This is a genomic window from Sphingopyxis sp. OPL5 (assembly GCF_003797775.2).
In the GTDB taxonomy this organism is placed as follows: Bacteria; Pseudomonadota; Alphaproteobacteria; order Sphingomonadales; family Sphingomonadaceae; genus Sphingopyxis.
This window is the reverse complement of the sequence record NZ_CP060725.1, coordinates 817,324-837,325: the sequence shown is the minus strand read 5'-3', so window position 1 is coordinate 837,325 and position 20,002 is coordinate 817,324. Positions and strand designations below refer to the sequence as shown.

Annotated in this window: 20 protein-coding genes; 15 read left to right on the top strand and 5 right to left on the bottom strand. The window is 66.0% G+C overall.

Features of this window, described 5'->3' with window-relative positions; genetic code table 11:
* Positions 1–47 precede the first annotated feature (47 nt).
* From EEB18_RS04105 to EEB18_RS04035, 15 genes are all read left to right on the top strand, one after another.
* A complete protein-coding gene (locus EEB18_RS04105) occupies positions 48–386 on the top strand; it encodes a DUF485 domain-containing protein (protein WP_262408112.1) in 339 nt (112 codons plus the stop codon).
* Positions 383–2,095: a cation acetate symporter gene (locus tag EEB18_RS04100; RefSeq protein WP_187139367.1), complete on the top strand. Its 1,713-nt coding sequence runs from the start codon at positions 383–385 to the stop codon at positions 2,093–2,095. The genes EEB18_RS04105 and EEB18_RS04100 overlap by 4 nt, the downstream gene beginning before the upstream one ends.
* A gap of 273 nt (positions 2,096–2,368) precedes the next feature.
* On the top strand, positions 2,369–4,705 hold the full coding sequence (locus tag EEB18_RS04095; protein WP_187139368.1) for a TonB-dependent receptor: 2,337 nt from the start codon (positions 2,369–2,371) through the stop codon (positions 4,703–4,705).
* A 3-nt stretch (positions 4,706–4,708) separates the two neighbouring features.
* Positions 4,709–6,007 carry a spinster family MFS transporter gene (locus tag EEB18_RS04090; protein WP_262408111.1) on the top strand — a complete coding sequence of 433 codons (1,299 nt, stop codon included), beginning with the start codon at positions 4,709–4,711 and terminating at the stop codon, positions 6,005–6,007.
* Positions 6,004–7,629 (top strand): carboxylesterase/lipase family protein, encoded by a 1,626-nt coding sequence (locus EEB18_RS04085; RefSeq protein WP_187139369.1) that lies wholly within the window; start codon positions 6,004–6,006, stop codon positions 7,627–7,629. The genes EEB18_RS04090 and EEB18_RS04085 overlap by 4 nt, the downstream gene beginning before the upstream one ends.
* Positions 7,626–9,209 (top strand): AMP-binding protein, encoded by a 1,584-nt coding sequence (locus EEB18_RS04080; RefSeq protein ID WP_187139370.1) that lies wholly within the window; start codon positions 7,626–7,628, stop codon positions 9,207–9,209. Before EEB18_RS04085 ends, EEB18_RS04080 begins: the two co-directional genes overlap by 4 nt.
* Before the next feature lie 43 nt (positions 9,210–9,252).
* Positions 9,253–9,939: a TetR/AcrR family transcriptional regulator gene (locus tag EEB18_RS04075; protein WP_262408110.1), complete on the top strand. Its 687-nt coding sequence runs from the start codon at positions 9,253–9,255 to the stop codon at positions 9,937–9,939.
* A gap of 87 nt (positions 9,940–10,026) precedes the next feature.
* Complete coding sequence (locus EEB18_RS04070) at positions 10,027–10,932, top strand: SDR family NAD(P)-dependent oxidoreductase (protein WP_222943142.1); 906 nt, start codon at positions 10,027–10,029, stop codon at positions 10,930–10,932.
* A gap of 75 nt (positions 10,933–11,007) precedes the next feature.
* Complete coding sequence (locus EEB18_RS04065; protein WP_187139372.1) at positions 11,008–11,763, top strand: helix-turn-helix transcriptional regulator; 756 nt, start codon at positions 11,008–11,010, stop codon at positions 11,761–11,763.
* Positions 11,760–12,473: a FadR/GntR family transcriptional regulator gene (locus EEB18_RS04060; protein ID WP_187139373.1), complete on the top strand. Its 714-nt coding sequence runs from the start codon at positions 11,760–11,762 to the stop codon at positions 12,471–12,473. Before EEB18_RS04065 ends, EEB18_RS04060 begins: the two co-directional genes overlap by 4 nt.
* Entirely contained in the window at positions 12,470–13,444 is a 975-nt protein-coding gene (locus tag EEB18_RS04055) for an ROK family protein (protein WP_187139374.1), read from the top strand. The genes EEB18_RS04060 and EEB18_RS04055 overlap by 4 nt, the downstream gene beginning before the upstream one ends.
* 169 nt (positions 13,445–13,613) lie before the next feature.
* On the top strand, positions 13,614–14,108 hold the full coding sequence (locus EEB18_RS04050; protein WP_056349365.1) for a response regulator transcription factor: 495 nt from the start codon (positions 13,614–13,616) through the stop codon (positions 14,106–14,108).
* Between the two features lie 59 nt (positions 14,109–14,167).
* Positions 14,168–14,545 carry a hypothetical protein gene (locus tag EEB18_RS04045; RefSeq protein ID WP_056349369.1) on the top strand — a complete coding sequence of 126 codons (378 nt, stop codon included), beginning with the start codon at positions 14,168–14,170 and terminating at the stop codon, positions 14,543–14,545.
* Between the two features lie 57 nt (positions 14,546–14,602).
* Entirely contained in the window at positions 14,603–14,992 is a 390-nt protein-coding gene (locus EEB18_RS04040) for a hypothetical protein (RefSeq protein WP_262408109.1), read from the top strand.
* Positions 14,993–15,016: 24 nt separating this feature from the next.
* A complete protein-coding gene (locus EEB18_RS04035) occupies positions 15,017–15,508 on the top strand; it encodes a winged helix DNA-binding protein (RefSeq protein WP_187139375.1) in 492 nt (163 codons plus the stop codon).
* A gap of 55 nt (positions 15,509–15,563) precedes the next feature.
* Here EEB18_RS04035 and EEB18_RS04030 read toward each other — a convergent pair whose 3' ends face one another.
* The 5 genes from EEB18_RS04030 to EEB18_RS04010 all read right to left on the bottom strand — a co-directional run bounded on the left by EEB18_RS04030 (position 15,564) and on the right by EEB18_RS04010 (position 19,939).
* Positions 15,564–16,310 carry a sigma-70 family RNA polymerase sigma factor gene (locus EEB18_RS04030; protein ID WP_187139376.1) on the bottom strand — a complete coding sequence of 249 codons (747 nt, stop codon included), beginning with the start codon at positions 16,308–16,310 and terminating at the stop codon, positions 15,564–15,566.
* Positions 16,300–18,423 (bottom strand): flagellar biosynthesis protein FlhA, encoded by a 2,124-nt coding sequence (flhA, locus tag EEB18_RS04025; RefSeq protein WP_056349383.1) that lies wholly within the window; start codon positions 18,421–18,423, stop codon positions 16,300–16,302. Before flhA ends, EEB18_RS04030 begins: the two co-directional genes overlap by 11 nt.
* A complete protein-coding gene (locus EEB18_RS04020; protein WP_187139377.1) occupies positions 18,420–19,250 on the bottom strand; it encodes a transglycosylase SLT domain-containing protein in 831 nt (276 codons plus the stop codon). The genes flhA and EEB18_RS04020 overlap by 4 nt, the downstream gene beginning before the upstream one ends.
* Positions 19,251–19,331: 81 nt before the next feature.
* Positions 19,332–19,637: a hypothetical protein gene (locus EEB18_RS04015; RefSeq protein WP_187139378.1), complete on the bottom strand. Its 306-nt coding sequence runs from the start codon at positions 19,635–19,637 to the stop codon at positions 19,332–19,334.
* Complete coding sequence (locus EEB18_RS04010; protein WP_187139379.1) at positions 19,634–19,939, bottom strand: flagellar biosynthesis anti-sigma factor FlgM; 306 nt, start codon at positions 19,937–19,939, stop codon at positions 19,634–19,636. The genes EEB18_RS04015 and EEB18_RS04010 overlap by 4 nt, the downstream gene beginning before the upstream one ends.
* Positions 19,940–20,002: the final 63 nt, after the last annotated feature.

The window sequence follows — 20,002 nt, the reverse complement described above, 5'->3', positions numbered from 1 at the left end:
TGCCCGCCAATCACCGCATAGCTGTTGCAACAAACGGGAGACACGGTTTGGAACAACGGGGAGAGGGGCAGGGGGCACAAGCCGCCGCCGCGACGCGCGATATTGAGCAGGACGAACGCTATCAACGGCTGGTGACGACGCGGTCGCGCTTCGGCTGGCGGCTGACGATCGTCATGCTGGTCATTTATTTCGGCTATATCCTGCTGATCGCGTTTGAACCGCATATCCTCGCGCGCCCGCTGGGGAGCGGCGTGACCTCGCTCGGCATTCCGCTCGGACTCGGAGTGATCGTCGCGGGCATCTTGCTCACTGCGCTCTATGTGCGCCGTGCCAACAAGATATTCGATCGCGACCTCGATGCGCTGCGCCGGGATTATGGCGCATGAGCCGCTTTCCGATCACCCGCACTGCGCTGATCCTGCTCGCGCTCGGCTGGCCCGCGATCGCGGCGGCCGACGCGCTGACCGGCCAGACCGAGCAGCAGGCGGCGAACTGGCCGGCGATCCTGATGTTCTCCGCCTTCGTGCTCGCGACCCTCGGCATCACGCGCTGGGCGGCGGGGCGCGTGCGTACCGCGTCCGATTTCTACACCGCGGGCGGCGGCATCACGGGGTTCCAGAACGGCCTCGCGATCGCCGGCGACTATATGTCGGCCGCCTCCTTCCTCGGCATTTCGGCGCAGATTTTCGCCGACGGCTATGACGGGCTGATCTATTCGACGGGCTTCCTCGTCGGCTGGCCGATCCTGCTTTTCCTGCTCGCCGAGCGGCTGCGCAATCTCGGCCGTTACACCTTCGCCGACGTCGTCAGCTTCCGCTTCGCGCAGACCCCGGTGCGGCTGTTCGCGGCGTTCAGCACCCTCGCGGTCGTGCTCTTCTATCTCATCGCGCAGATGGTCGGCGCGGGGCAGTTGATCAAATTGCTGTTCGGCTTGCCCTATACCTATGCGGTGCTGATCGTTGGCGCGCTGATGACCTGCTATGTGCTGTTCGGCGGCATGATCGCGACGACCTGGGTCCAGATCATCAAGGCGGTGATGCTGCTCGGCTGCGCGAGCTTCATGGCGTTCGCGGTGCTGTGGAACTTCGGCTTCTCGCCTGAGGCGCTGTTCGCCAAGGCGGTCGAGGTGAAGACCGGGCTTGCCGCCTCGGCGGGTGCGACGCCCGCGGACGCGGCAGCGAAGGGCCTGTCGATCATGGGGCCGGGCGGCTTCATCAAGGACCCGCTGTCGGCGATCAGCTTCGGCATGGCGCTGATGTTCGGCACCGCGGGCCTGCCGCATATCCTGATGCGCTTCTTCACCGTTCCCGACGCGAAGCAAGCGCGCAAGTCGGTGCTGTGGGCCACGGGCTGGATCGGCTATTTCTATATCCTGACCTTCATCATCGGCTTCGGCGCGATTACCTTCGTCGCGTCGAACCCCGACTATCTGATGCCAGACGGCTCTCTGCGCGGCGGAGGAAACATGGCGGCGATTCATCTCGCCTCGGCGATCGGCGGCGATATCTTCCTCGGCATCGTCAGCGCGGTCGCCTTTGCGACGATCCTCGCGGTGGTCGCGGGGCTGACGCTGTCGGGGGCGTCGGCGGTGTCGCACGACATCTATGCGTCGATCGTCAAGAAGGGGCAGGCGAATTCGGCCGACGAGCTCAAGGTGTCGCGCTACACCGTTCCGGTGCTCGCGATCCTCGCAATCCTGCTCGGTATCGCATTCGAGAAGCAGAATGTCGCCTTCATGGTCAGCCTTGCCTTCGCGCTCGCCGCGTCGGGCAATTTCCCGGTGCTGGTGATGTCGCTGCTGTGGGATGGCTGCACGACGCGCGGCGTCGTCGTCGGCGGCTTCGTCGGGGTGCTGCTGGCGCTGGTGCTGACGATATTGTCGCCGGCGATCTGGGTCGCGGTGCTCGGCCATGCCGACCCGGTCTTTCCGTACAGTTCGCCGACGATCTTCTCGATGCCCGCGGCGTTCCTCGCGATCTGGCTCGTCTCGCTCGCCGACAAGAGCGGGCGCGCGGCGGTCGACCGGGCGGGTTACCCGGCGCAGCGCGTCCGCGCCGAAACCGGTATCGGCGCCGCGGGGGCTGCGGACCACTGAATTCGGCCCGCCTGATTCGTTTACCCTCACCCTTCCGGCGCTTCGCGCCTCCCTCCCTCTCCCGCCGGGAGAGGGAGGGGGCCCGCCGGCAAAGCCGGTGGGAAGGGTGAGGGTAGTTCGACTCATAGCCTATGATTTCTGCCAAACTTTACGCATAATTCGTCCCTTCCCACAACATTCACACACGAGAGAGTGAATATTGACTCATCCGTGAAGTCTCGGCATAAACGTCCCGACGCCGACACCCGATCGGCGCATGCTGGGAGAGATATGATGAGGGCAATTTTCTTGGCGTCCGTGTGCGCGGGCGCGCTGTTCACCGTTCCGACCATCGCCGTGGCGCAGGATGCCGGGGGCACCGCCCCGCAGGCCGAGGAGCCGGATGGCGACGACGGGTCGATCATCGTCACCGCCACACGCCGCGCCGAACGCATCCAGGACGTGCCGCTCAGCATCTCGGCCTATTCGCAGGAAGAGCTGACCGAAAAGGGCATCGTCGGTTATGAGGGCATCGGGCGCGAGACGCCGGGCGTCGTGCTCAACAAGCCGACCGCGAACTTCAACAATTTCACCGCACGCGGCATCGCGACCAACGGCTATAACGCCAACCTGCAGAGCTCGGTCGCCATCTATATCGACGAACTGCCGGTCTCGACGATCGGTAACACCACTGTCGTCGATCCCAATCTGTTCGACGTCGAGCGCGTCGAATTCCTGCGCGGGCCGCAGGGGACGTTGTTCGGATCGGGTTCGCTGTCGGGCGCGATGCGCATCCTGCAGAAAAGCCCCGACCTTAACGATTTCGACACCGCCGCGCTGGTCGATCTCGGGCTGACCGGATCGGACAGCGTTCGCCAGCGCTATAACGCGATGGTCAACGTGCCGCTGGTCGAAGACAAGCTGGCGCTGCGCGTCGTCGGTTTTTACCGCGACGAGGAAGGCTATCTCGACAATGTCGGGACCGGCGTGAAGAATTCGAACACGCTGATCGATTATGGCGGTCGCGCGACCCTGCTGTGGAAACCGACCGACCGGTTGTCGATCAAGCTGCTCGGCAGCTACGAATATAGCAACCCCAAGGACAGCTCGCTGACCAGCCCGTCGCTGGGGCGCAACAAGCGCGTGTCGGACGAGCCCGACCGCTTCACCGGCAAGCAGCTGATTGCGAACGCGACGATCGACTATGAGTTCGATTTCGCCAAACTCACCAGTTCGTCAACCTATTCGGATTTCGAGCAGCGTTTCTACGTCGACCTCGCCGGCACCTTTCAGCCCGGCTCGTTCCCGGGCGCGCCGATTGCCTTCGGCCTCGACGCCGATGGCTATGACAAGGTGTTCGTGCAGGAAACGCGGCTTGCCTCGACGCTCGACGGCCCGTTCCAGTTCGTGGTCGGCGGCTTCTATCTCGATCGCCGCCGCGACGTCGATTATTTCTACCGCTCGAGCTTGGCCTTCCTGGCAGAACGCAACTACACTGGGTTGCCCGACAAATATTATCAGAAGCAATATACGCATTCGCTCAGCAAGGAACTCGCGGGCTTTGGCGAGCTGACCTATCGCTTCTCGGACAAGTTCTGGCTGACGGGCGGCATGCGTTACGGCGAGACCTCGGCGCAGGGCTTTACCGAGGCGGGTGGGTACCTCGCCTTTGTGCGCATCCCTCTCCCGGCGCCCAACCCGCCGTTGGACCTCAATTATTTCTCGGTGGCGCTGGGCAACATCCGCAACGTCGCCTTCAACTATTTTCCCGCATATGACGCGGTCACTGGAGTCAAGGCGAAGGGATCAAAGCCGTCGTGGAAAGCGAGCGCGACGTTTAAGCCGAGCGAGAACCTCACCACCTATGCGACCTTTTCGACCGGTTTCCGTGCGCCGATTGTCAACGCCTTTGCCGGCCGGGCGAGTATCGTCGATCCCAACGACATCATCATCCCTTTCGGCGCAACGTCGGACAGCCTGAAAAGCTATGAGGTCGGAGCCAAGGGCCGCTGGCTCGGCGGGCGCGTGTCGATCAACACCGCCTTTTACCTGATCGACTGGAGCAATATCCAGGCGCAGGCGAACCGCGTGTCGGACTCGGTGCAGTTCGCGACCAACATCGGCGCGGCGCAGAGCAAGGGCTTCGAGTTCGAGGTCGCCGTGATCCCCGCGACCGGGGTGTCGATCGGCTTCAACGGCGCCTATAACGACAGCAAGATCACCAAGCTCTCGCCCGCCGAGGCGGCGATTTCGGGTGCGGTGCTCGGGCACAGGCTGTCGGCGCCGCGGATCCAGGGGTCGGCCTATATGAGCTATAACTTCAAGATCGGGTCGGACGTCGATGCGATGCTGGCGGTCAATGCGCAGCATATCGGGTCGTACAACAGCAGCTTCCCGAATACCCCGGGGGCGCCGAACGTACCGCTCTCCACTTTCGGCAAGACCGACGCCTACAGCAACGTCAACCTGAGCCTCGGGCTCAAGAAGGGCGATGTGTCGGCGCAGCTCTATGTCGAAAATCTCTTCGACGATCATTCGATCACCTACATCCATCCCGAGGCGTTCCTGAACAGCCGCTTCGGCACGATGCGGCCGCGCACCTTCGGCATTCGTCTCGGCTACAGTCTCTAAGCCGTGGCGACCGGCACGCTCCCGTCCACCGCCACGAAGCCGGCCGCGCAGCCCGGCTTCGTGCTGGGGATGCTCTGCTTCGTCTATGTGCTGAACTTCCTCGACCGCCAGCTGCTGTCGATCCTCGCCAAGCCGATCCAGGATGCGCTCCAGATCAGCGACGGCCAGCTCGGGCTGATCAGCGGTCTCTATTTCGCGATGTTCTATTGCTTCATCGCGATCCCGGTCGGCTGGTTCGCCGACAGGACCAGCCGCGTCGGGGTGCTGTCGCTCGCCTGCGCGGTGTGGAGCGGTGCGACCGTCGCGTGCGGGATGGCGGCCAATTATACCCAGCTCGCGATCGCGCGCATGGTCGTCGGCTTTGGCGAGGCGGGCGGCGTGCCGCCCTCCTATGCGATCATCACCGACACCTATCCGCCGGGCAAGCGGGCCGCGGCGCTGGGCATCTTCAACCTCGGCCCGGCGATCGGTGCTGCGGCGGGGGTGGCGTTCGGCGCGGCGATCGCCGAGCATTTCGGCTGGCGCATCCCCTTCATCGCGGTCGGCGTCATCGGCATCGTCACCGCGCTGGTCGTGTGGCTGACAGTGAGCGAGCCAAAACGCGGGGCGACCGATGTTGCGGCGCTGGTTTCGAGTTCGCCTGCGGACGAGAAGGCGGAGTTCTGGCCGACGGTGCGCATGTTCCTGTCGCACCCCATCCTGATGCTCGCGGCGCTCGGTAGCGGCGCGACGCAGTTCGTGACTTACGGCCTCGGCAATTTCGCGGTGCTGTTCCTGATGCGCGAAAAGGGCATGGAACTGGGCGATGTCGCGATCTGGTACGCGCTGGTGCTGCTGGTCGGCATGGGTGGCGGGATGATCGTGTCGGGGCGGGTGATCGATCGCATGGTGAAGAAGTCGCGCGCCGGCTATGCGATCGCTCCGGCGCTGTCGCTGGTCGTCGCGATGCCTTTCTATATCGGCTTCGTCTGGGCACCGGGCTGGCCGTTGGCGCTCGCGCTGCTCAGCGTCGTGATGGTCTTCAACTATTTCTATCTCTCGGCATCGGTCGCGCTGGTGCAGGAGGAAGTGAAGCCGAACCAGCGCGTGCTGGCCGGCGCGCTGCTGCTCCTCATCATGAACTTCATCGGGCTGGGACTCGGGCCGACATGGGTCGGTTTCGCAAGCGACTGGTTCAAGGCGCAGGGCGACGCGCACGGGCTGCAGACCGCGCTCTACACGCTGACGCCCTTCTATCTGGTCGCCATCGCTCTCTTTCTCTGGCTCGCACGGCGGCTGCGCCGCGAGGAGGCTTCGGCATGAAAAAGACAACTACGCTGCTCGCCGCCGCGATGCTGGTGGCGACGCCCGCCGTCGCCGCCGCGCCGGTGGTCGACGCCCCCGCCGGATCGGTCGAGGGCAAGGCGGTAGGCAAGGTCCGGATATTCAAGGGCATCCCCTTCGCCCAGCCGCCGGTCGGCCCGCTGCGCTGGAAGCCGCCGGTCGCGCTGCCCGCGTGGCAGGGGGTGCGCAAGGCGCAGAGCTTCGGCGCGGCGTGCATCCAGCCGCGCCCGACCGCGATCGGCATCTATACCAACCCGCCTGCCAAGGCCTCTGAAGACTGTCTGACGCTCAACATCTGGGCGCCCGAGGCGGCCAAGGACGCGCCGGTGATCGTGTGGATCCACGGCGGCGCGCTGACCAACGGCTACAGCCATGAGGCGATGTACGACGGCGCGAAGCTCGCCGCGCGCGGCGCGATTATCGTGTCGATCAACTATCGGCTCGGCGCGCTCGGCTATATGGCGCATCCCGACCTCAGCAAGGAATCGCCCGACGGCGTGTCGGGCAATTACGGCCTGCTCGACCAGATCGCGGCGCTCGGATGGGTGAAGGCCAATATCGGCGCCTTTGGCGGCGACGCGAACAATGTCACGATCGCGGGCGAGTCCGCGGGCGCGCTCAGCGTGATGTATCTGATGACCGCGCCCAAAGCGCGCGGCCTCTTTCACAAGGCCATCGCGCAGAGCGCCTATATGATCTCGACCCCGTCGCTCCGCGGGGCGCAGCACGGCGAAATCCCGGCCGAGACCATGGGGGCCAAGGTCGCTGCGGCGCTCGGCGCCACCGACGTCGCGGCGCTGCGCGCGATGGATGCGACCACGCTCAACGACGGCGCGCTCAAGGCGGGCTATTTCCCCTGGGGCACCATCGACGGCAAGATTCTGCCGCGCCAACTCGTCGACAGTTTCGACCGCGGCGAGCAGGCGCCGGTGCCGATGATCGCGGGATTCAACATCGGCGAAATCCGCTCGCTGCGTATGCTCGCGCCGCCGGCGCCCGCGAGTGCTGCGGTCTATGAGGCGGCGATCCGCGAGCGTTATGGCGATCTCGCCGATGGCTGGCTCAAGCTCTATCCCGCCAAGGACCTGAACGAAGCGGTGATCGCGACCACGCGCGACGCGCTCTATGGCTGGACGTCCGAGCGGCTCGCGGTCAAGCAGAGTGCGCTCGGCCAGAACGCCTATCTCTATTTGTTCGACCATGGCTATCCGGCGACGAGCGAGGCGGGGCTGCACGGCTTCCACGCCGCCGAAATCCCTTATGTGTTCGGCACCGCGACCGACACGCCGCCCTATTGGCCGAAAATCCCCGACACGGTCGCCGAAAAGCGCTTTGCCGCCGCGATGGGCGATTATTGGGTGTCCTTTGCGAAGACCGGCAAGCCCGAGGCGGCGGGGCAGGCGGTCTGGCGGCCCTATGGCCAGGACGCCGCCTTCCTCGCTTTCGCCGATGTGCCGCGCCCCGGCGCGAGGCTGATGCCCGGCATGTATGCGCTGCACGAGGCGGCGATGTGCCGCCGCCGCGCCGCGGGCAACCTGCCGTGGAACTGGAACACCGGCATATTGTCGCCGGTGCTCGCGAAGGGCGCCGACTGTCCATGATCGACGGGAGCATGCAGGATTATCCGCTGACGCTGAACCGCTTCCTCGACCATGCCGCGCGCTGGCATGGCGAGGCCGAGGTGGTGAGCGCGCGCGACGACGGCAGCATCGGTCGTGTCACTTACGCCGCGCTCCGCACCCGCAGTCTGGCGATCTCGTCGCTGCTCGATGGTGTCGGGATCGGGCAGGGCGACCGCGTCGCGACGCTGGCGTGGAACAGCTCGGCGCATGTCGAGCTCTGGTTTGCGGTGATGGGCATGGGGGCGGTGTGCCACACGCTCAACCCGCGCCTCACCGGGCCGCAGCTCGCATCGATGGCGGTGCAGTCGGGCGCGAAGATTCTCGTCGCAAGCGCCGACCTGCTACCGCTGGCCAAGCTGATCGCCGAGCGCGCGCCGGCGATCGAGCGCATCTTGCTGATCGATGGCCCGGCAGGCGAGGGCGGCGCGAACGTCCCGGTAACCAAACTCGAAAGCCTGATCGCTGACGCGCCAGGTGGCGCCGTCTGGGGCGATTTCGCCGAGACGGCACCCGCCGGACTCTGCTTCACCTCGGGCACCACCGGCGCGCCGAAGGGCGTGACCTACACGCATCGCGGCAGCTTTCTGCACACGCTGCGCAGCCTGCAGGCCGATGTCATGGCCTTCACCAGCCGCGACGCGGTGCTCGCGGTGGTACCGATGTTCCACGCCAATGCCTGGGGGCTGCCCTTTGCGCTCCCTGCGGTCGGCGGCAAGCTGGTGCTGCCGGGTCGTCAGGCCGACGGCGCCAGCCTCGCGCGGTTGATCGCCGCCGAGGGGGTGACGATCGGGGTCGGGGTGCCGACGGTTTGGCTGGGGCTGGTCGAACATCTCGAGGCGGTGGGTGGCGAACTGCCGACGCTCAAACGCCTCATCGTCGGCGGCGCGCCGATGGCGCCCGCGCTGATGGAGCGGCTCGAAAGCCGGCTCGGCGTCACCATCCAGACGAGCTGGGGCATGACCGAATTGTCGCCGCTCGGCGTCATCGCGCCGCCCGACGATCCGCAACGCAGCGCGGCGGTGTCGGGGCGGCCGGCGATCGGCGTCGACCTGCGGCTGACCGATGCAGGCGGCACGCCGCTTCCCGAACAGCGCGGCGGCGAGGGACATTTGTACGTACGCGGCGCGTCGGTAGTCGACCGCTATTTCGGCCAGGAGGCGCCCGCGACCGATGCCGAGGGCTGGTTCCCGACCGGCGACCTCGCGCGCATCGACGCGCGCGGCAATCTGATCATCACCGGCCGCGCCAAGGATCTGATCAAGTCTGGTGGCGAATGGATCAACCCCGCCGAGATCGAGGCGGTGGTCGGGGCCTTGCCGCAGGTGTCGCTCGCCGCCGTGATCGGGCGGCAGGACGCCAAATGGGGCGAGCGCCCGGTGCTGCTGGTCGAGATGCGCGGCGGCGAGGAGATCGACGACGCCGCGCTGCTCGCGCCGCTCGCGGGGCGTGTCGCGCCCTGGTGGATTCCCGATGCGGTGGTGCGGCTCGCCGCCATGCCGCTGGCGCCGACCGGAAAAATCGATAAGATTCGCTTGCGGAACGAGCATGGAGCGGGTTGAGCGGACTGCGGCGCGGGGCGCCGGGGAACAGGGATCGGAAGTGGTGCCAGTGGCAGACGAGCCAAAAACGCGTCGGCGGTCGACCAAGGCCGAACAGCGCGCCGAAACGATCGAGCAGATGCTCGACGAGGCCGAATATCTTTTCTCGAAGCACGGTCTGCACGGCGTCACGCTGAAGGACGTCGCCAAGCGCGTCGGGGTCCACCACACGCTGCTCAACTATTATTTCGCGGACAAGAAGAGCCTGTTCGACGCGGTCTTCGCGCGCCGTGCGGTGGTGACCAGCGAGCGGCGGATGCAGGCGCTCGACGATTATGAGAAACTGGCGGGCGACAAACCGACCGTCGAAGGCGCGCTTCATGCCTTTCTCGACACCGACCTCGACCTCTATATCCATGGCGGCGAGGGCTGGAAAAATTACGGCGCGCTCGGCGCGCTGGTCGCCAACACCCCCGAATGGGGCGCCGATTTGATGGACAGCCATTTCGACCCCGTGGTGCTGCGGCTGATCGACCTGCTCAAGAAAGCGCTGCCCGATTGCGCCGAGCGCGACATCTTCTGGGGCTATCACTTCGTCACCGGCGCGCTGATGGTCACGCTGGCGCGGACGGGACGCATCGACAAATTGTCGGGTGGGGTCTGCAAGTCCGAGGATTTCGAAGCGATCAAGGCGCGCATGGCCTCGTTCATGGCCGCGGGCTTCCTGCAGATCTGCCACAAGACGGCCTGAGGCGGGAGCGGGGGGGGCACGCGTCACGCCAAAGCTTCGCTGCGAAAGATATTAACTAACTAGAGAGTGAATGAAGGAGTTCTCAGGATGACGACATCGGGATCGGATTTGCCGCTCGGCGGCCGGGTGGCGATCGTGACCGGCGCGGGCGGCGGACTCGGCCGCGCGCACGCGCTGTATCTGGCGAGCCAGGGCGCAGCCGTCGTCGTCAACGATCTTGCGATCGAACCGGCGCAGGCGGTGGTGCGCGAAATCGAGCAGGGCGGCGGCACCGCGCTCGCGGTCGCGGCCTCGGTCACCGACGAAGCGGCGGTCGAGGCGATGGTGCGGCAGGTGCTCGACCAATGGGGCCGCGTCGACATCCTCATTAACAACGCCGGCATCCTGCGCGACAAGAGCTTCGCCAAGATGAGCCTCGACGATTTCCGCACCGTGATCGACGTCCATCTGATCGGCGCCGCGATCTGCTGCAAGGCGGTGTGGGAGGTGATGCGCGCGCAGCAATATGGCCGCATCGTCATGACCACCTCGTCGTCGGGACTGTGGGGCAATTTCGGCCAGGCCAATTATGGCGCCGCGAAGATGGCGCTCGTCGGGTTGATGCAGACGCTGGCGATCGAGGGCGAGAAATATGGCATCCGCGTCAATGCACTGGCGCCGACCGCGGCGACGCAGATGACCCATGGCGTGCTGTCGGACGCGAGCCTCGCTGCGCTCGACCCGGCACTGGTCAGCCCGGCGCTGCTGCCGCTCGTCGCCGACGATGCGCCGACCCGTATGATCCTGTGTGCCGGGGCAGGACATTTCGCAGTGGCCGACGTCACGCTGTCGCAGGGGCTCCATATCGGCGCCGGTGCCGATGCGGGCCAGCGGCTGATCGCCGAACTGCCGCGCGTGATCGACCGCGACGGCGCGATTGTTCCCGCTTACGGCTTCACCCAGGCCGAACGCGAAGTCGCGAGTGCCGACGCGGCGATGGCGGGGGCCAGCTAAGCGCGCGGCCAACCTGTCATACAGCTGTTGCCAAGAGCTGTCTGACAGGTTTAAACGACGCATGGGAGAACAGCCATGACGTCGAAGCATGTGGTGATCGTTTCGCAGGACATGACGAGTTTTGTCGGGCCGGGGGGCTGCGATCGCCGCCACTTGCCGTCCGACGCGCTGCTGCTCGGTTTTGGCGGGGTGCAGGAACCGGTGGTCAGCACGCTCGCTCTCGCCGAACTCGATGCCGTCGCCGACGATCATCTGCTGATCTTCGCGGTGTCGCGCGCCGCGTGCCGCCGCCTGTTCGGCGACCTGCCCGATCCTGCCGCGCGCTGGTATCTGCCGTCGGATCTGCGCGGGCTCGGCCAGTCGATCGTCGCGCCCGACAGCGATCCGCGCGCCGCCGACACGCTGCGCCTCGCGCGCTCGCTCGAACTGCTCTGCCAGTTTTTCGCCGCGCTCGCCGCAGGGCGCATGGTGCCGGTCGATGGCCAGCCGAGCCTGTGCGAAAGCGACATCGCGCGCATCGCCGCGGCGCGGCGGATCGTCGACGAACGTTGGCACGAAAAACTGACCATTGACGATATCGCGAAGAGCTGCGGCCTCAACCGCGACAAGCTGACGCGCGGCTTTCGCGAACTCTATCGCTGCACCGTCGCCGAGGCGCTGAGCGAACGGCGGCTGCGCCAGGCGCGGCAGATGCTCGCGGCAAGCGACCTGCCGGTGGCGAGCATCGGCTATCGCTGCGGCTATCTCAACAACGCCAGCTTCACCCGCGCCTTTTCGCGCCGGTTCGGCATGGCGCCGACCGCGATGCGCCGTATCGGCGTCGCGGCATGAGCCGCGTTGCCGCGATCGATGCGACCGCGAGCCGATCGCTCGTCGAGCGCGCGATGGAGATGGTGCGCGATCATATCCGCACCCACGACCTGAAAGTCGGCGACAGCTTGCCGGGCGAGGGGAGCTTCGCCGCGCAAATGGGGGTCAGCCGCCCGGTGATGCGCGAGGCGTTCGGGGCGCTCGCGGCGCTCCGCCTCGTCGATGTCGGCAACGGCCGCCGCCCGCGCGTCGGCGCGATCGACGGGTCGGCGATGGCGGCATCGCTGGGCCATGCGATCAACACCGCGCAGGTCAGCCTCGCTGACGTCTGGGACGTGCGCCGCACGCTCGAACTGCGCACCGCCGAACTCGCCGCGCTCAACCGCAGCGACGATCAGGCGCGCGCGATATCGGCCGCCGCACACCGCCTTGCGGTCGATCGGGACGAGGGCGCGCACACCGCCGCCGATACCGAATTCCATCAGGTGATCGCCGCCGCGAGCGGCAATCCGCTGTTCTACCAGATCATCTGTTCGTTCGAGGAAATGATGGCGCGCGCCGTCCCGCGCGCCTGGCAGGAGCGTGCGCTGCCCGAAGAGCGCGCCGAATCGCTGACCCTCCACCACGAGGTCGCCGATGCGATCGCGGCGCGCGAGCCGGCGCGGGCGCGGGCCGCGATGGAGCGGCATTTCGCCAATTCGGTCGGCGAGCGGCTGCGCGACGCCCGATGACGACGACCGCACCCGCGCCGGCCGGCCGTTTCGCCGGGGTCGAACTGGGCGGGACGAAGGTCGTCGTGACCCTCGCCGACGGGCTCGACATCGTCGACCAGCGCAGCCTTGCGACCACGAGCCCCGACGAAACGCTGAGCGCCGCGGTCGATATCGTCGCCGCATGGGACCGGCAGGCGCCGATCGCGGCGATCGGGATCGCCAGTTTCGGCCCCATCCGCGTCGACCCTGCCGCGCCCGACTATGGCACGATCCTCGACACCCCGAAGCCCGGCTGGACCGGTGCGCGCGTCGTCGCCCCTTTCGCCTCGCGTTTCGCCAGTCCGGTGGCGCTCGATACCGACGTCAACGGCGCCGGGATCGCCGAGGCCGAGTTCGGCGCCGGGCGCGGCTGCAGGACGATCGTCTATCTGACCATCGGCACCGGCGTCGGCGGCGGGGTGATCGTGAACGGTCAGCCGGTGACCGGGCGCCTTCACCCCGAAATCGGGCATATGTCGCTGCGCCGCGCCGCGGGCGATGGTTTCGTCGGCGCCTGTCACTTCCACCGCGATTGCGTCGAGGGGCTGCTGAGCGGGCCGGCGCTACGCGCGCGCTTCGGGCGCGATCCCGCGACCGTCGATCCGGCCGATCCGGGTTGGGCGGCGGTCGCGTCCGACCTCGCCGAACTCCTTGCCGTGCTGATGCTCGCCCTGTCGCCAGACCGCATCATCGTCGGCGGCAGCGTCGCCCTCGGCCAGCCTGATGTGGTGGCGCGCGCCGCGATCCTCGCCGCCGAAAGACTGGTGATCTATATCGCCGATTATGACCTTACGGCATTGTCGTGTATCGTCGCTCCGCCGGCGCTGAAGCAGGATGCCGGGCCGCTTGGCGCTATTTTGCTCGCCGTCCGGGCGGCGCAACGCGGGACACCCGGTGTCACAACGGGCTTGCGTTCGGTCGCCCTTCGTGATTCAGCGGGGCATAGATAAAAATCGGGTCGGCTTCCGCCGATGAGCACAACAGCGAGCGGAGACTAGAATGAAGCGATTTGACATCTTGTCGAAACAGGACGGCGGCATCGCCGGGCCGCCGGTGCGGTCGCCGCATGCGCGCGCCACAGCGTTAACACCTAGTTAGCCAGCTTGCTTTCGACTCGAGATGTACTATTCCCGACCCGTGCAAGGCGATCCTGACAATTACATCAGCCTGCTGTCTGCCGCGCAAATCGAAACGCTGCGGCATGTTTTCGAGCATAAAAATTCCAAGGAGATCGCGCGGCTGATGAACGTGTCGCCGCACACGGTCGACGAACGCGTGCGAAGGTCTCTAAAAAAACTCAACGTTTCTAACAGGGTAGAGGCCGCAACGATATTGGCTCGTAACGGTGTCTTCGAAGATGTTACCCCTTATCAGCCTTTGACATATCAACCGGTTAACCTTTCCGATTCCCTGCCCGCCGACGAAGGCGACCCGGGGCACGGGTCGTTTCGGCAGATCTTCAATATCGGTTTGCCGTTTCCGACCAAGTCCCAGCCGATCAATCGGCATGGGTTGTTGGAAAGGATTATCTGGCCGATCTTGATCGCATTCGTGACGATTTTGGCCTTCTCCGCTCTCTACTCGATCCTTGTCGGACTTGGTCGGTTGACCTGACGTTCGAGCCGAATGCTGCGGGGGGGAACCGGTAGCATTCTTTTTTCAAGGACCAAGAAATGCTGAACCAAAGACTCTCCGGCGCGAAAAAAATCGCTTCCGAATTGCACCAGGCCGAAGACGCCATTGACGAGGTGATGATCCGCATCGCCAACCTCGCCGCGACCCTGCCCACCGTGCGCCGCGACACCAACATGTCGGCGATCGTCGGTCAGGAAGCGATGTCGAAAGTCGCGCACGCCCTGGCCGCCGCCGGCGACGTCCGCCAGCTGCTCACCGACGCGCATCTCGCGCTGACCGTGACGCAGAAAGAGGTCGGTCTCGGCACCCGCATGTTCGGCGCCGGAGTAAAGCCCGCCAGCGCGTCGCTCGACGAGGGCAGCAACGATCTGGTTCGCGCCGACGTCGTGGAAATGCCGCTGGCCAAGGCTTCGTAATCACTACGGAAGGTTGACGAAAGCCACATGTGGGCCGTTGCGATTTATTACAGCGTTTTGTTGATCACGGTGGCCGTCGCGATGAAGCGCGGCGGTCCCCTGGAACGCTGGGCGGCTTACACCGCGCTGATCGCATCGGTCTGCTCCACATTGGTGTCACCCGTTCCGGAATGGACAAATATCGAAATCAATATCTTCGTCATAGACCTCATCGTCTTGATAAGTTTCTGGTACATCGCCTTCAAAACAGAGCGTTTCTGGCCCTATTGGATCGCCGGTTGGCAGCTCATCGCGATTTTCGGGCATATCCAGAAGCTGATGTTTTCGGAGATATTGGCGCGTCCCTATTCGCTGCTTTCGATATATATATCCTATCCGATCCTGCTCGTGATCATGTACGCGGCGGGATCGACGGAACAGAGGGGTGACGTGAGGGCGACCGCATAGCGGGCGTCCCGGGGGTCCCAATCCATGCAGCAATTTTCGAATGTTGAAATTGCGGAAATCAAATCGCGGATCGACCAGATCCAGGAAATGCTCGGCAGCGGTGCTGGCGGGCAGGTCCCGGTCGTGTCGCAGCCCGACCGGATCGACGCGCCGGTTCCGGGCCTGATCGAGCAACTCAACTTCAGTCTTCAGATGCGCCGCACGCGCAAGTCGCATTTCGGCAGCAACCAGCTGACCGGGCCGACCTGGGACATGCTGCTCGACCTGATGCTGGCCAAGACCAATGATCGCGAACTCAGCGCCAGCGATCTCGCGACCGGCGCCGGAGTGCCGCTGTCGTCGGGGCTGCGCATGATCGCGCTGCTCGAACAGCTCGATCTCGCCGAACGTTTCATCGACGAACGCGACCGCCGCCGCTCGATCGTGCGGCTCACCGACAATGGCGTCGACAGCATGACGCGCTATTTCGAAAAAATGGGCCATGCGTGGAACAGCCGTCGCCGGCTCGCAATGTAGTCCCCTCCGGCCGGGATGCGGCGGCTGGCCTCCCCGGTCGCCGCGCCCGGTCATCCTATTCGGTGATATCGCGCAACATCCGGTCGATCTTGGCCATCGCGCCCGCCTTGATCTGGCACACGCGGGCCGCGCTGACATCGAGCGTCAGCCCGATTTCCTGCAGATTGAGTTCCTCGAAAAAATAGAGCTGCAGCACCAATTGCTCGCGCTCGGGTAGCCGGGCGATACACTCGCCCAGCGCTTCGAGCAGATCGTCCTGTTCGCACCGGTCGTCGGCCCCGTCGCTGTCGTCGGCGAGCAGGAAGCTGCCTTCGTCCAGCATCGCGTCGAGTGAGGTCGACCGCCCGTGCGTCGCGCTGCGCTCGAGTGCGAAATATTCCTCCGCCGACATTTCGAACGCCGCCGCCATTTCGGCGGTCGTCGGCGCGCGCATCAGATTCTGTTCGAGCGCCGCGCGGACGCTGCCGATGCGCTTGCTGGCGACCATCGCCGATCGCCCGACATCGGCCTCGCGACGCAGCTGGTCGATCATCGCGCCGCGGATGCGCGTCGAGGCGTAGGTGGCAAAGGCGAAACCGCGTTCTTCATAGTGGCGGCTCGCCTCGATCAGCGCGATCAGCCCGGTCTGGACGAGGTCGTCGAGGTCGCTCGTCCGCGACAGGCGCGAGAACACCTGCCAGGCGATCTTGCGCACCAGCGGCGCATATTCGTCGATCAGGTCCTCGGCGCTGGTGCCATAGCCCTGCGGCGATGCGGCGCGCGCCGCCGCGCCGGCGAATTGCTCGGCAGGCTCAATTCTCATGATGATGGTCCTTCATCTGCTCGGCGCTTTCGTCGGCTAGCCGCGGCACATCGGCACCGATCGTCGCAACGATCTCGGTCGCCTTGCTGGCGGGAATTTCGAGGTAGGAAATGACCGCGACGTCGGGGAACGTCGCGCGGACGAGCCGCGACAGCGCGGGGCGGCAGATCGGCGACGCGACCAGCGCGAAGCTGCGCGTCGACAACAGCAGCGGTTCGACCGCCTCGCCGATCTGTCCGACGATCTTCATCGCCATGCCATGTTCGAACGGCCATTCGGCGCCCGGATTGGCGCGCACCGCCTGGTTGAGCAGCATCTCGATCTCGGGTGTGAAGGTCACGACGGGCAGCGGCATGCGGCTCGGCACGATCGTCTGGACGATCAGCGCGCCGATGCGCTGGCGCACCGCCTCGACCAGGTCGCTTTCGCCAAGCTGCTGGCCAGAAAAGGCGACCATCGCCTCGGCGATCTTGCGGAAATCGCGCAAGGGGATGCGCTCGATCAGCAGCGCCTTGCACAGGCTGGCGATGCGCGGCAGCGCATAGCCCGCCGGGGTCAGGCTCGCCGCGAGCTGCGGATATTGGGCCTTGAGATTGTCGATCAGCGCCTGTGCATCGTCGATACCGAACAGGTCGGACGACGCGGCGACGATGCTGTTGTTGAGGTGGGTTGCGACAACGGTCGCCGGATCGACGACGGTATAGCCGGCCGCGATCGCGTCGTTCTGGCTGCTGCGCGGGATCCACAAGGCGTCGAGGCCGAAGGTCGGGTCCTTGCACGGCCGTCCGGTGACTTTGGTGACGAGGTCGCCCGAGTCGAGCGCGAGCATTTCATTGGGGAAGACCTCGTCCTCGCCGACGATCACCCCCGCGACCGAGATGCGATAGACGTTGCCGGGCAGCGACAGGTCGTCGCTGACCTTCACCGCGGGGACGACAAAGCCGAGTTCTTTCGACAGCTGGCGTCGGATGCCGGTGATCCGGCCCATCAACGGCGCGCCCTTGCGTTCGTCGACGAGGGCGACGAGGGCATAGCCGATCTCGAGCTGGCACGGGCTCGAATCGCTGACGTCGGACCATTCGATCAGGTGCGGGTCGGGCGCGGGCAGCGCCGGTTCGGGAGTTGCGGCGACCGCGGCGGCGGCCTTGCGCAACTGCCAACCCATGCCGAGCGACAGCGCAGCGGCAGGCAGGATCAGCATCTGCGGCATCGCCGGGACCATTCCGAGAATGAACAGGATGCCGCCGACCGCGAACCAGACATGCGGCGAGGCGAACTGGCTGCCGATCTGGTCGCTCAGGTTGAGCGGCGAGGTGACGCGGGTGACGATCGACGCGGCGGCGATCGACAGCAGCAGCGCCGGGATCTGCGCGACGAGGGCGTCGCCGATCGCGAGCGTGACATAGGTGCTGCCGGCTTCGGAGAAGCTGAGGCCGTGGCTGAACACGCCGAGGATCAGGCCACCGACGATATTCACGAACAGGATCAGCAGGCCGGCGACCGCGTCGCCCTTCACGAATTTCGACGCACCGTCCATCGAGCCATAGAAATCGGCTTCGGTCGCCACTTCGACGCGCCGCGCCTTGGCTTCGTCGGGGGTGAGCAGGCCGGCGTTGAGATCGGCGTCGATCGCCATCTGCTTGCCGGGCAAAGCGTCGAGGGTGAAGCGCGCCGACACTTCGGACACGCGCCCCGCGCCCTTGGTGATGACGACCATGTTGATGATCATCAGCACGACGAAGACGAACAGGCCGACGACATAGTCGCCGCCGATCAGCACCTGGCCGAACGCTTCGATGACATGACCCGCGGCGTGCGTGCCCTCGTGCCCGTGGACGAGCACGACGCGCGTCGAGGCGACGTTGAGCGCGAGGCGAAAGAGGGTGGTGAGCAGCAACACCGTCGGAAAGGCCGAGAAATCGAGCGGCTTGGCGGCCGACAGCGCGACCATCAGCACCGCGAGGCTGACCATGATGTTGGCGACGAAGCTGATGTCGAGGATCAGCGGCGATACCGGGATCACCATCAGCGCGACGAGGATCAGCATCCCCGCCGGCAGCGCGGCGGCGCCGGCGAAACGACCGGCGTCGCGGGCGTTGAAGCTCAGGTTCATGCGCCGCCTCCGAGCGAGGCGAGGCGTTGATAGGTCTGGGCTGCGAAGCCCATCGAGAGTTTCTTGGGCATTGGTTGAATATCCATCATCGAAAGCGGCGGACGCCCGGCCTGGGTGCCGCTCATGCTCGCCATCTGCATCCGCCAGCCGGGGGCCGGGGCAGTGCCGCCGGGGAAGGCGCCGGGGGTGAAGCCGGGCTCGCCGCCGGCATCGAGCTTGGCGCGGAAGCGTTCGCGAATGTCGCCGAGGCTGCGCATGCTGCCGTCGGCGGCGTAGAAGATCGAGCGGTTGGCCGCCGCGGCCTCGGGCAGCATCGTCGCGCCCGCCTGGTCGGGGTCGGCCGCCCACGCCGACAGGAATTTCACCGCGCCGCCGCTTCCCAGGAAATGGGCGAGGTACAGGTCGACGGGCTCGGCGGTGCGGCCGGTCCGGCTTTCGACATAGGCGCGATTGTCGGAGGTGAAGGCGGCGGCCATCGCGGCCGAAGCGGCGGGGTCGTCGCGCAGGTCGAAGATCTGCTGGCGCAGGGTGGGGTCGGTGACGGTGAGCCGCCCCGACGCGTCGCGGCCGATCGCGTTGGCGGCCCAGCCGAGGCCATGGTCGGCGCCGTGGCGGTCGAGCGTCGCGAGCCAGGTCGATTTGGTGAACTGGTACAGCCCGCGCGCCGACGAGGTCGAGGCCTTCGCGGTCGGGTTGAACCCGCTTTCCACACGCGCGACATCGACCAGATAATCGAAATCGACCCCGGTACGGCCCGATGCGTCCTGCACCGCCGCCATCACGGGGGAGGCGGCGCTGCTGGCGGCACTGTTGTTGATCGTCGTCATGGCTGTTGGTTCCGCTGCATTCAGCAGACCAAAAGCAATCATCGTGCCATTCTTTGAAAATGGCGTAGTTGTCTTGGTTAATTAATAGCTTAGCGCGATGCCCTGCGGCCCGGTGCCGCGGACCTGATGGTTTCTGTCAATCCTCTGACGCGTCCAGTCCTTGAGGACATTGACCCGGATCGCGGCGGCCTCCAGCTTGCGCAGCACCATGTCGATCAGCATCCGGGCATGGTCCTCGCGGCCCGGCGGAACCTTCGCGCTGCGGAACAGGATCACCGCGGTGGCGAGCGCTTCGGTCGCCGCGATGATCGCGCCGGCGTCGTGCCCGTCGAGCGCCGCGACCAGCGTGTCGAGCTGGGCCTGCACCTCTTCCATCTGCATCATCATGCGTCGGCGCCGCGTCCGTGAAACTGCATCATCGCGCGCGCCGTGGCGGCGGGGTCGAGGAGATAGCTGCCCCCGGCGATGGCGCCGCGGATCGCCGCGACGCGCGCGCCGTCGACCGGCGCGGGCTGGCTGGCGATATCGGCGGCGAGGCCGATCAGGCTGGCGACCGGTACCGGCTCGCTCGCGGCCCTGGGCTGCGCGGGCGTCGGTGCGGGTTCGGCGGTGGCGCCGGCGATCTTGCGCACGGCGCCGATGCGCACGACGTTGCCGACCTGCAGCCCGATCTTGCCATCTCCCGTCATGTGCGCCTCCTTTCCTCGGGTCCGTCAGAAAAACGACGGGCCTGTTCGAAGGGACTTAACGGA